The sequence below is a fragment of the Nitrosomonas sp. genome (assembly GCF_040256045.1).
GTDB lineage: Bacteria > Pseudomonadota > Gammaproteobacteria > Burkholderiales > Nitrosomonadaceae > Nitrosomonas.
Genome location: NZ_JBDZWD010000065.1, coordinates 1 through 10,500, shown reverse-complemented (window position 1 = coordinate 10,500; position 10,500 = coordinate 1). Strand labels below are relative to the sequence as shown.

The window sequence follows — 10,500 nt, the reverse complement described above, 5'->3', positions numbered from 1 at the left end:
CTGAAGATTTCGCAATCCAGACTCTACAAGAAGTTCTTCCCACAATTCATATGACAATGCCTGTGTATGAGATGGGTCGCGGAGCTTTTCCATATGGTTATAGGCATCGACTTTTTCTGTCGGTAATGCAACATCGGCGATCAAAACTACTCCTTCAGGTTTGCAAACTCGAATCATTTCCTTCAGAACAGCTTTCGGATCCAGAAAATGATGGAAACTGTATCTTGTAATGACTATGGAAAATGAGTTTGATGGGTAAGGTAATGAGGATGCTGTTCCACTATCCCATGAGAGATTACTCAATCCAAATTCTTTCTGGCGGTTCCTGGCTTGTTCGATCATCTTTTCAGTAAGATCGATTCCCGTGACATGTTGAGCTACCTTGGCAAATTCGCAAGCGACCAGCCCGGGTCCGCATGCAACATCAAGAACGAGATCATCCGCAGTAACCTTGCTCATCTCGATAAGCATCTGGATTGAGTCCAGGTGTCCGGGCAACTCAGTAAAGGGAATTGCTTGCCGGGTAAATTGCTTTACGATCTCAGCATCGTGTTCCTGCTGATTTTTTGCTGTCAATTTTTATCTCCTTATGCCAAATGTTTGAGTTGATCGGTGTGCATCCGGTTAAGCTGGGTTCAGGTAGTACTTTTTGCATCAGTATCGCGAGCTGCAAGGATGGCATACTTGGTCGTGCGCCATTCAACCGAAGCATGCACCGTGAAGCACCCCAGGTTCAGCGTGTGCCAGAATCGGAATCGAGAACCCAAGTGACAGAGGATTTTTTCCTTCAGCCATTCTGGATCGAACCCGGCCCACTCACCTGCCATTGACAGGAGGTTGTATTTGCATATCGGGTACACTTCGTTTACGAGAATGAATTCGAGCTGTTCGATCGAGTAAGGTGACCTGGCAAGCTGATCTGCACGCCACTGCCGTGAGAGAGAGGTATCCATATCAAGAAACATGTCTGACAGTGCTTCCCACACAGGCTGGCGGGCAGCGAGATCTTCAGCGGCTGGCTTGATGGACAGCATGGATCCAATTGTCATTCCTGGACAGTGATCATCCAGTTGATACCAAAGCGATCGGTAAGCATACCGAAACGCGACGACCAGAAAGTTTTCGTGAGTGGCATACGAACCTGACCACCTTCGGCGAGAGCGGCAAATGTGCTATCAGCCTCAGACTCCGTCGGCACAGCCAGAGAAAGTGAGAAGCCATCGAAACTACTGTCTTCTCCGCATCCGTCGGAAGCCATCAGCGTGGTGGCACCGATGCGGAAAGAGGCATGCATGATTTTGTTTTCAAAGCCGGGCGCAAGCATTCCGGGTGGCGGCGGCTCCGGGCTTTCTTTGTGGCGCATGAGCATATCCACTTGTGCGCCGAGGGTAGTGCGATAGAATTCGAGTGCCTCTTCACAGCGACCGCCGAAGAATAGGTAAGGTTGAACGTATGGGGTGCTCATTGTGTCCTCCTTTCAGTTTGTTGAGTGGGTGTAGCGGCGTCGGCTTGAATAAATGGTCAGCCGTTACTGCGATTGTCAACCGATGATTCAACGTACTTCTTGAAGTTGTCGAGAATTGCTTGCCAACCTTGACTTTGTTGTTCAAGCGAATGACTGCTTTCACTGTCAAAGCTTACTTTGACAGTAGTTCCATCCGAAGTTTTGCTGAAGAGAACTTGAGCATGCCTGCCGCCAAATTCGTATTCGATCAGCTCGCCCTGGACAATGTTTGTATATATTCCCTCAAAGTTAAAGCCGGCACTGCCATCTTTGGCTTCCATTCTTGAGCAGAACTCCCCGCCTTTCCGTAAATCGGATGTTGCGCTGGTCGTATGCCAATCGTCGGATGCAGTGTTCCATTTAACGATATCTCCGGGAGTGGTGTAGGCTTCCCAGACTGTGAAGATGGGAGCTTGAATGGTGGTCTGAACTGTGAGTCGCATAGGGTCCTCCAAATAACGGCTAATGCGGAGGTGGGGTGAGCGCTTTTGCGCGTCAACTCTACCGATATGGTGTGAGTACCCGCTGCTGTGGGAGTGAGTTAGGGCTCTTCCACGCGCGGTATGAGATAACCATCGTATCACGCGGAAAGGCTCTGAACCACCCCAGCCATAAATTGCTTTTTCCCTGACCGATACGAGCCTCTCACTGACGCATGCTATTGCTGCTTTCCACTTTATACACTAATGCTCAGCACCAGCGACGACACATCGTGCTATCCGCTATAGGTTGTTATCGCTGTTATCGCCAAGATGCCAGAAAGGCCGGATTTCTATCACGCCTCTTGCTCGAGCACAGGGTGTATTCGATACAAGCTTGATGACCTCATCAATATTCTCGGCTTCGATGACCGAGAACCCTGCGAGCGGAAGCTCATTCCGAGCAAAAGATTCATTATTGACTTCGAGATTTCCATCCCAATTTTTTACAGATGTAACCGTTCTTTGTACAGCCGACATAAGGTTGCCTCGGCCGCGTATTACCGCATCCTGCGCAAGAACTTCTCGTTTCTCTTCTTCATTTAAGGAATTCCAGCCGGCTTCGTTGCCATAGGCAAGACATAGGAATTTCATTGATACCTCTCATCAGGTTTATTGCAAATTCATTTCGGATCGAGGGCTGCAAGACGCCAATAGCGGTCTTCAACGGAAATCTACTCGATGTGCGAAGCAATCATTCACTGGTTATCGAACGGGTCAATGACCGTTGCCATCCGGTCTCTATGTTGATAAGGGTCGATTCCTCAGCTAATCGTGCATCGGCTTCAACGGCACGCCGGTAAACGGTATCTACGTTACCAACTATACATACAACGCGCTGTGGGTTGGCTGCCTCCCAAGAGGCAGCATAATGGACATGATCGAATCACCACTCCGGCTAGTCATATACCCTGGACTATGGTCGGAGGGGTTGTCTCGATTCAGAAGTTGCGTCTCGAATACCTGCTCTACGAAGCTCTAGAACTCGTCACCCTGCAGAGTTGCGAGCACGGGAATGGTCGAAACCCGGTAGATATTGTGTTAACTATCATTAATTCCTCTCTATTAGCCCTTGGCTGCTTACGGTAAATTATGTACCTGCAACCTCTGGTTTTTTGAGATGAAACTGGTCAATTGATAATAATTCAAAAGTAATGTAACTAAAAAACCAATTAGAAACATAAGAACTCCTATTTCGGCGTAAATTCATTTTTTTTCGATTAAAGTGAGGATTTCCATACTGTTTGGATGCTTCAGTCACTTTTGTACATCAATTTTTAGTAATGAGATTGAAGAGCGGGGCAGTTTTTCTGTCTTGTGACTGGGAACTTATGCCTGCATTGGCATACAATATTTCATGCATTGATGATGCTTAATTTACGGTAAGAGGGTATATGCGATTTCTACAGTTTTTAATTATGATCTGGGCGGGGTTGTATGCACCGTGGGCACTAGCGTTCTTGCCGATTCAGCACTGGCAGACAGCCAACGGAGCACAGGTGTATTTCGTCGAGAATCATGATTTGCCAATACTTGATGTCAGTGTTGAATTTCCGGCAGGCAGCAGTACTGATACAGCAGAAACCTCCGGCCGCGCCGGGCTTGTGCAACGGCTGATGAGTATGGGCGCAGGCGATCTGTCCGAAGATCGGATTGCCGAGACACTGGCAGATGTCGGAGCGAAGCTGGGCGGAACATTTGATCTGGATCGGGCAGGAGTGTCACTGCGGACGTTGAGTCGCCAGAAGGAACGTGTGCGTGCGCTGGATGTTCTAGCACAGATTATTCAACGTCCCGAATTCCTTGAAAAAATTCTGGAGCGGGAGCGTGCCCGCATCATTGCTGCCCTTAAGGAAGCGGATACTAAGCCAGAGGTCATTGCTGACCGGACATTGATGAAATTGCTGTATGGCAAACATCCTTATGGCCTGCGTGAGTCAGGAGAACCGAATGTACTTGTAGCGTTGCGGCGACAGGATCTGGTTGATTTTTACCGGGCGCATTACACAGCCGGCAATGCGGTCATTGCGCTGATAGGGGATATTAAACGAGATGAAGCTACTCGTATTGCGGAGACGCTGACCAGAAATTTGCCAACTGGAAGAACGTATAAAACTTTGCTCCCTGTTGAGAATCCTGTTCCGATCATCCAGAAGATTGCTCATCCCGCTACGCAAAGCCATATTCAGATTGCCTACCCCGGTTTGAGTCGTAAGGATCCTGATTATTTTCCCCTGCTGGTGGGTAATTACATTTTAGGAGGTGGCGGGTTCGTTTCCCGATTAATGAAGGAAATTCGTGAAACGCGCGGGCTGGCATATAGTGTTTACAGTATGTTTGCGCCATACCAGGAAAGAGGGCCTTTTGAAATCGGTCTGCAGACAAAGAAGGAGCAGGCGGAACAGGCTTTGCAATTGACGCAGAAAACGCTCCAGGATTTTGTTGAACGAGGGCCGACTGAGGAAGAGTTGCAGGCTGCCAAGCAAAATATTGTGGGAGGTTTTCCTCTGCGTATCGACAGTAATCAGAAAATTCTGGGATATCTTGGGGTTATTGGTTTTTATGATTTGCCACTGACTTATCTGGAAGATTATGTCAAGGCAGTGGAAAAAGTGACTGTTGCACAGATCAGGGATGCCTTTAAGCGTCGGATCGATCCGGCAGGTACGGTAACGGTAGTCGTGGGCGCAGCAGACTGACTTGTTTTTGCATGGTGAAGACAGACAGAATCCGTATTATTGGTGGCCAGTGGCGCAGCAGGTTGATCCAGTTTGCCGATGATGAGTTACTCCGGCCAACACCGGATCGTGTACGAGAAACATTGTTCAACTGGTTGGGGCAGGATTTGAGAGGGAAAACCTGCCTGGATCTGTTTGCCGGCAGTGGTGCACTGGGATTTGAAGCTGCTTCACGAGGGGCGAGGCAAGTGACCATGATTGAGCAGAATATGAAAGCTGTTCGTAATCTTCGCAGTTCGATCGAAAAACTAGGCGCTTCACAGGTGCAGCTTGAGCATGCCGATGCCCGGGTATTTCTTACCACTGGTTCAGGACGCTACGATGTCATTTTTGTTGATCCTCCGTTTAAATCCGGATTGCTGGCTGAAGTGTTGCCGTTATTGCCGGCAAAACTGGAGGAAGATGGTTTGGTTTATGTTGAGAGCAGCGACAAGCTGCTGCCGGATGATACCTGGTCGATTTGGAAACAGAGCCGAGCCAGTTATGTTTATTACTGTTTGCTGAATCTTAATCTCAATGGATAAAGTCATTTATCCTGGTACTTTTGATCCGATTACACGTGGACATGAAGATCTGATCCAGCGGGCGTCGAGATTATTTGACCAGGTGGTTGTCGCGGTTGCTGCCAACAGTGGAAAATCTCCCTGTTTCTCATTGGAAGAACGAGTGGAAATGGCCAGAGCGGTTCTTGCCGGATACGATAATGTTGAAGTAATGGGATTTTCCGGTCTGCTGATGGAATTTACGCGGCAGCAGCAGGCGCATGTCATTGTGCGCGGTTTACGGGCAGTATCCGATTTCGAGTACGAATTTCAGCTGGCAGGGATGAATCGTAGTTTATATCCTGATGTGGAGACCATCTTTCTGACGCCATCGGAGCAATATATGTTTATTTCAGCTACTATCGTGCGTGAAATCGCACGCCTTGGCGGGGATGCAAACAAGTTTGTGCATCCGCTTGTGGCTGAACGGCTTTATGAAAAGCGAAAGAAATGAATACCGGAGAGTGAAAGAAATGGCACTGATTATTACCGATGAGTGTATCAATTGTGACGTGTGTGAACCCGAATGCCCTAACCGGGCAATTTCCCAGGGTGAGGAAATTTATGAAATTGACCCGGATCTGTGTACAGAATGTGTGGGACATTACAACACACCACAATGCGTGGAAGTTTGTCCGGTCAGTTGCATCGTGGGTGATCCGGACAGAGTTGAGAATCGCGAGCAACTGATGGAAAAATACCAGTTTCTGACTACTGGCGTGAACCGAGCTCCTCTGGGATAGCGTAACGCCGCGGACCAAAAATTGCGGTCCCTATTCTCACCATCGTGGCGCCTTCTGCGATGGCGTTTTCCAGATCTTCTGACATTCCCATTGACAGTGTGTCCAGATTGAAGCCTTTCTGCTGTAATTGTTCGTAAACTTCCCGCATCATCTGAAACTGTTCACGTTGCAGTGCGGTTACGGCAGTGAGTTCCGGAACTGCCATTATTCCGCGTAATTGAAGGCGTGGCTGCTCGCTGACGAAAGTAGCCAGTTCCGCAGCTTTTTCCGGATCCACCCCGCTTTTGGTGATTTCTCCGCTTACGTTTACCTGCACACAGACTTGCAGTGGCGGTAATGATTCTGGCCTTGCTGCTGAAAGGCGGGTTGCAATCTTTTCCCGATCGATCCCGTGCACCCAGGAAAAATTCTCGGCAATCAGTTTGGTTTTGTTGCTTTGAATCGGACCGATGAAATGCCATTCGATGGGTAAATCTGATAGTGCGCGGATCTTGACCAGACCTTCCTGCAGGTAGTTTTCACCGAATACGGTTTGCCCTGCTTCCCAGGCTTCACGCAGCTTGTCCGGTGTGTTGGTTTTGCTGGCTGCGAGCAGTCGAATGCTTTCCGGGTCACGCCCTGCTTGTTTTGCGGCTTCGATGATGCGGTTTCTGACATTCTGCAGGCGTGAGGCAATTGTAGTCATGGCTGGATAAGTAAGTTGAAGAAGCTGGCAATCTAATATAAATGTCAGAAAATTTGTCGGTGTTCCGGAAATATATTTAATTCCGGCCTGTTTTTTCCGTTCTAGTCAGATCAACCGACTACTGGGGCTGAGAATATTACCAGTAGGCGGTATCAACCGATCACTATTCAATGTGGCACAAGGAACACACCGGATGAATATAGTAGAGTTACTCTCATTTGTGGTCAAGAATAACGCTTCCGACCTTCATTTGTCTGCTGGCATGCCGCCTATGATCCGAGTGCACGGAGAAATCCGGCGTATCAATCTTCCTGCACTGGAGCATAAGGATGTGCATGACATGGTGTATGACATCATGAACGATAGTCAGCGCAAGCATTATGAAGAGCATCTGGAGTGTGATTTTTCGTTTGCTATTCCCGATCTGGCACGTTTTCGTGTCAACGCTTTCAATACCCAACGGGGAGCGGCTTCGGTGTTGCGTACCATTCCATCTAGGGTACTGACGCTCGAAGAACTGAAAGCGCCAAAAATATTTGCTGAAATTGCGCAACAACCACGCGGTGTGGTGCTCGTTACGGGGCCGACCGGATCCGGTAAGTCCACCACCCTTGCAGCTATGATCAATGATATCAATGAGAACCAGTATGGTCACATATTGACTCTGGAAGATCCGATCGAATTTGTACATGAAAGCAAGAAATGTCTGATCAACCAGCGTGAAGTCGGGCGGGATACACATAGTTTCAGTAATGCGTTGCGTGCAGCTTTGAGGGAAGATCCGGATATCATTCTGGTGGGAGAGATGCGGGATCTGGAGACGATTCGCCTTGCCATGACTGCAGCGGAAACCGGCCATCTGGTTTTTGGCACGCTGCATACCAGCTCGGCTGCCAAGACCATCGACAGGATTATTGATGTGTTTCCGGCAGAGGAAAAGGAAATGGTGCGTGCGATGCTGTCCGAATCACTGCGTGCCGTTATTTCTCAGGCGCTGTTGAAAGCAAAGGATGGTAAAGGCCGGGTGGCTGCTCATGAAATCATGATAGGTACACCCGCCATCCGCAATCTTATTCGGGAAGGAAAGGTGGCGCAGATGTATTCAGCTATCCAAACCGGTCAGGGAGTCGGGATGCAAACACTTGACCAGAATCTGACAGACCTGGTGAAGCGTGGCGTCATTTCAGCGGCGGAAGCGCGTACCAAAGCCATGAACAAAGATAATTTCCGTGGTTGAGCGGACAGGATTTATTATGGAAAAAGAACAGGCACTCAAATTCATGCATGATTTACTGCGGCTGATGCTCAGTAAAAAGGCTTCAGATTTGTTCATTACTGCCGGCTATCCTCCGGCAATGAAGATAGACGGCAAAATGACGCCTGTCACACAGCAGCCACTTTCTTCTGCACATACTGCAGCGCTGGCGCGAGCCATCATGAACGATAAGCAGGCAATGGAATTCGAGATCAGCAAGGAATGCAATTTTGCAATTCATCCGGAAGGAATCGGCCGTTTTCGCGTCAATACTTTCGTACAACAGCAACGAACAGGAATCGTTTTGCGGACGATTACTACGAAGATTCCAAATTTTGATGATCTCGGGCTGCCGCAGGTTCTGAAAGAAGTCGTCATGAGTAAACGTGGTCTGGTGATTTTCGTCGGGGGAACCGGTTCGGGAAAATCTACTTCGATGGCGGCATTGATCGGTCATCGCAACCAGAATAGCCATGGACATATCATTACTATTGAAGATCCGGTTGAATTTGTACATGAGCATATCAATTGTGTCGTTACCCAGCGGGAAGTCGGAGTCGATACGGAATCGTGGGAAGCTGCACTGAAGAATACGTTGCGGCAGGCGCCCGATGTTATTCTGATCGGTGAAATCCGGGATCGGGAAACGATGGAGCACGCCATTGCCTTTGCCGAAACCGGGCATTTGTGTATGGGTACCTTGCATGCAAACAGCGCTAATCAGGCGCTCGATCGCATTATCAACTTTTTTCCGGAAGAACGGCGTGCTCAGTTGCTGATGGATCTGTCACTGAATATGCGGGCGTTGGTCGCGCAAAGGCTGATTCCCAAAAAATCAGGCATCGGGCGTGCTGCAGCAATCGAGGTAATGCTCAATTCTCCGCTGATTTCCGATCTGATATTCAAGGGGAATGTGCATGAAATCAAGGAGATTATGAAAAAATCAAGTGAACTGGGGATGCAAACCTTTGATATGGCGCTGTTTGAGCTCTACGAGAATGGCACGATTTCCTACGAAGATGCACTTCGTAATGCCGATTCTATGAATGAATTGAGGTTGCAGATTAAATTGCACGGATCAGAAGCCCGGAAAATCAGTACAGAGACAAATATCGAACATCTGACGATTACCTGAGGTCATTCGTTACTGCCGGTAATTATGCCGCCGCCCAGACAAACCTTGCTTTCGTAGATTACTACTGATTGTCCGGGCGTAACTCCCCATTGTGGTGCTGCAAAACCAATCTGGCAGGAGTCGTGTTCAAAGCGGGTGATTGCGCAGGGTGCATCTGTTTGACGATAGCGAATTTTAGCTGCATAAACCCAGTTTTGGTGAGGAGGAGTATCGCTGATCCAGGAGAGATCTGCAGCAATTAGTGAAGAACGCAGCAGTGCGGGGTGATCGTGCCCTTGTACCACGTATAACACATTTTTTTTGATATCCTTTCCTGATATAAACCACGGCTGTTCACTACCCTGGCGGAGGCCACCAATTCCCAGTCCCTGCCTTTGCCCGATGGTATAGTACATTACCCCCTGATGTTCTCCCACGACTTTCCCATCTAAAGTATGAATTTCACCTGGATTGGCAGGCAAATACCGGTTGAGAAATTCACGAAAAGGACGTTCACCAATGAAACAAATTCCAGTGCTGTCCTTTTTGGTTGAATTGGGTAACCGGTGTTCACGCGCGATTCTGCGAACCTCTCGCTTGTAGAGATGGCCAATGGGAAAGATTGTGTGTGACAGCTGTTGCTGATTCAAGCGGTAGAGAAAATAACTCTGGTCCTTGTTGCCATCCTCACCCTTGAGTAACTGAAACAAACCATCTGTTTCATGCAGCTGTGCATAGTGGCCAGTTGCAATCCAATCAGCTCCCAGATTGAGTGCGTGATCGAGAAATGCTCTGAATTTGATCTCGCTATTACACAGCACATCCGGATTAGGGGTGTGCCCCGCCTGATATTCTTCTAAAAACAGATTAAAAACCCGTTCTCGGTATTCAGTTGAAAAATTTACCGCTTCCAACGGTATATCAAGAATGTCTGCAACTGAGGCGGCGTCAAGAAAATCCTGACGGGAGGAACAGTATTCATCAGTATCATCCTCTTCCCAGTTCTTCATAAAGAGTCCTGTTACATCATAACCTTGCTGCTTGAGTAACAGGGCGGCAACTGATGAATCTACTCCACCAGACATACCAACAACTACACGTGATTTACTCATTTCATCGGTCGGAAAAATACGTCTGGTAATTTTACCCTGCTTCAGACATAACAATGATCTGATCTGGCAGATTGGTGCGGGGGTGGTAACGAATAAATATAAATGAATTATTTAACTTGCTTCAATCAGGTTTATTTTATGGGATTTGAATGGAAGAGATAAAAATCATCTCCTGATGTCAATAATCTGATGCCGAAATTAGTATTTTTTGTTCAATTATTTCAATTGATCATGAATGAAGATGGGTAAAAGCTTTTGCTTACTACATACATTTTAAGATCTTGACTTAACCTTGTTGAGGAAGTAGTCTTAGATAGAAGAGTAGTAG

13 protein-coding genes are annotated in these 10,500 nt (G+C 47.9%); 6 read left to right on the top strand and 7 right to left on the bottom strand.

Going from position 1 to position 10,500, the window contains the following annotated elements; translation table 11 throughout:
• From ABUL11_RS10210 to ABUL11_RS10190, 5 genes are all read right to left on the bottom strand, one after another.
• On the bottom strand, positions 1-576 hold a 576-nt coding region (locus ABUL11_RS10210; protein WP_350283754.1), incomplete at its 3' end, for a class I SAM-dependent methyltransferase.
• Between the two features lie 59 nt (positions 577-635).
• Positions 636-1,049 carry a DUF7079 family protein gene (locus tag ABUL11_RS10205; protein WP_350283753.1) on the bottom strand — a complete coding sequence of 138 codons (414 nt, stop codon included), beginning with the start codon at positions 1,047-1,049 and terminating at the stop codon, positions 636-638.
• Complete coding sequence (locus ABUL11_RS10200) at positions 1,046-1,465, bottom strand: VOC family protein (RefSeq protein ID WP_350283752.1); 420 nt, start codon at positions 1,463-1,465, stop codon at positions 1,046-1,048. The genes ABUL11_RS10205 and ABUL11_RS10200 overlap by 4 nt, the downstream gene beginning before the upstream one ends.
• Positions 1,466-1,521: 56 nt before the next feature.
• On the bottom strand, positions 1,522-1,947 hold the full coding sequence (locus ABUL11_RS10195) for an SRPBCC family protein (protein ID WP_350283751.1): 426 nt from the start codon (positions 1,945-1,947) through the stop codon (positions 1,522-1,524).
• Between the two features lie 279 nt (positions 1,948-2,226).
• On the bottom strand, positions 2,227-2,577 hold the full coding sequence (locus ABUL11_RS10190) for a YciI family protein (protein WP_350283750.1): 351 nt from the start codon (positions 2,575-2,577) through the stop codon (positions 2,227-2,229).
• An 800-nt stretch (positions 2,578-3,377) separates the two neighbouring features.
• Here ABUL11_RS10190 and ABUL11_RS10185 point away from each other — a divergent pair.
• The 4 genes from ABUL11_RS10185 to ABUL11_RS10170 are packed head-to-tail and all read left to right on the top strand — an operon-like array spanning position 3,378 to position 6,006.
• On the top strand, positions 3,378-4,682 hold the full coding sequence (locus ABUL11_RS10185) for a M16 family metallopeptidase (RefSeq protein WP_350283749.1): 1,305 nt from the start codon (positions 3,378-3,380) through the stop codon (positions 4,680-4,682).
• Between the two features lie 11 nt (positions 4,683-4,693).
• Positions 4,694-5,245, top strand: a complete 552-nt coding sequence (gene rsmD, locus ABUL11_RS10180) for a 16S rRNA (guanine(966)-N(2))-methyltransferase RsmD (RefSeq protein ID WP_350283748.1) — start codon at positions 4,694-4,696, stop codon at positions 5,243-5,245.
• Entirely contained in the window at positions 5,238-5,717 is a 480-nt protein-coding gene (gene coaD, locus ABUL11_RS10175) for a pantetheine-phosphate adenylyltransferase (RefSeq protein ID WP_350283747.1), read from the top strand. The genes rsmD and coaD overlap by 8 nt, the downstream gene beginning before the upstream one ends.
• A 19-nt stretch (positions 5,718-5,736) precedes the next feature.
• Positions 5,737-6,006, top strand: coding sequence for a YfhL family 4Fe-4S dicluster ferredoxin (locus ABUL11_RS10170; protein WP_350283746.1), 270 nt, complete (start codon positions 5,737-5,739; stop codon positions 6,004-6,006).
• On the opposite strand, the gene ABUL11_RS10165 is transcribed toward ABUL11_RS10170, so the two are convergent.
• Positions 5,975-6,691, bottom strand: coding sequence for a YggS family pyridoxal phosphate-dependent enzyme (locus ABUL11_RS10165; RefSeq protein ID WP_350283745.1), 717 nt, complete (start codon positions 6,689-6,691; stop codon positions 5,975-5,977). The two genes, ABUL11_RS10170 and ABUL11_RS10165, sit on opposite strands and share 32 nt — an antisense overlap.
• Before the next feature lie 193 nt (positions 6,692-6,884).
• On the opposite strand from ABUL11_RS10165, the gene ABUL11_RS10160 reads away from it, so the two are divergent.
• Together ABUL11_RS10160 and ABUL11_RS10155 are read left to right on the top strand one after the other, a co-directional pair.
• The gene (locus ABUL11_RS10160; RefSeq protein ID WP_350283744.1) at positions 6,885-7,928 is read left to right on the top strand and encodes a type IV pilus twitching motility protein PilT; all 1,044 of its coding nucleotides are present in this window, start codon (positions 6,885-6,887) and stop codon (positions 7,926-7,928) included.
• Between the two features lie 16 nt (positions 7,929-7,944).
• The gene (locus tag ABUL11_RS10155; protein ID WP_350283743.1) at positions 7,945-9,081 is read left to right on the top strand and encodes a PilT/PilU family type 4a pilus ATPase; all 1,137 of its coding nucleotides are present in this window, start codon (positions 7,945-7,947) and stop codon (positions 9,079-9,081) included.
• Between the two features lie 2 nt (positions 9,082-9,083).
• On the opposite strand, the gene mnmA is transcribed toward ABUL11_RS10155, so the two are convergent.
• Positions 9,084-10,172, bottom strand: coding sequence for a tRNA 2-thiouridine(34) synthase MnmA (gene mnmA / locus ABUL11_RS10150; protein ID WP_350283742.1), 1,089 nt, complete (start codon positions 10,170-10,172; stop codon positions 9,084-9,086).
• Between the last annotated feature and the right edge of the window lie 328 nt (positions 10,173-10,500).

Excerpts from the sequence above, each read along its gene's own strand:
- ABUL11_RS10205 (WP_350283753.1), bottom strand. The coding sequence starts at position 1,049 with ATGACAATTGGATCCATGCTGTCCATCAAGCCAGCCGCTGAAGATCTC.
- ABUL11_RS10200 (WP_350283752.1), bottom strand. The coding sequence starts at position 1,465 with ATGAGCACCCCATACGTTCAACCTTACCTATTCTTCGGCGGTCGCTGT.
- ABUL11_RS10195 (WP_350283751.1), bottom strand. The coding sequence starts at position 1,947 with ATGCGACTCACAGTTCAGACCACCATTCAAGCTCCCATCTTCACAGTC.
- ABUL11_RS10190 (WP_350283750.1), bottom strand. The coding sequence starts at position 2,577 with ATGAAATTCCTATGTCTTGCCTATGGCAACGAAGCCGGCTGGAATTCC.
- ABUL11_RS10185 (WP_350283749.1), top strand. The coding sequence starts at position 3,378 with ATGCGATTTCTACAGTTTTTAATTATGATCTGGGCGGGGTTGTATGCA.
- rsmD (WP_350283748.1), top strand. The coding sequence starts at position 4,694 with ATGGTGAAGACAGACAGAATCCGTATTATTGGTGGCCAGTGGCGCAGC.
- coaD (WP_350283747.1), top strand. The coding sequence starts at position 5,238 with ATGGATAAAGTCATTTATCCTGGTACTTTTGATCCGATTACACGTGGA.
- ABUL11_RS10170 (WP_350283746.1), top strand. The coding sequence starts at position 5,737 with ATGGCACTGATTATTACCGATGAGTGTATCAATTGTGACGTGTGTGAA.
- ABUL11_RS10165 (WP_350283745.1), bottom strand. The coding sequence starts at position 6,691 with ATGACTACAATTGCCTCACGCCTGCAGAATGTCAGAAACCGCATCATC.
- ABUL11_RS10160 (WP_350283744.1), top strand. The coding sequence starts at position 6,885 with ATGAATATAGTAGAGTTACTCTCATTTGTGGTCAAGAATAACGCTTCC.
- ABUL11_RS10155 (WP_350283743.1), top strand. The coding sequence starts at position 7,945 with ATGGAAAAAGAACAGGCACTCAAATTCATGCATGATTTACTGCGGCTG.
- mnmA (WP_350283742.1), bottom strand. The coding sequence starts at position 10,172 with ATGAGTAAATCACGTGTAGTTGTTGGTATGTCTGGTGGAGTAGATTCA.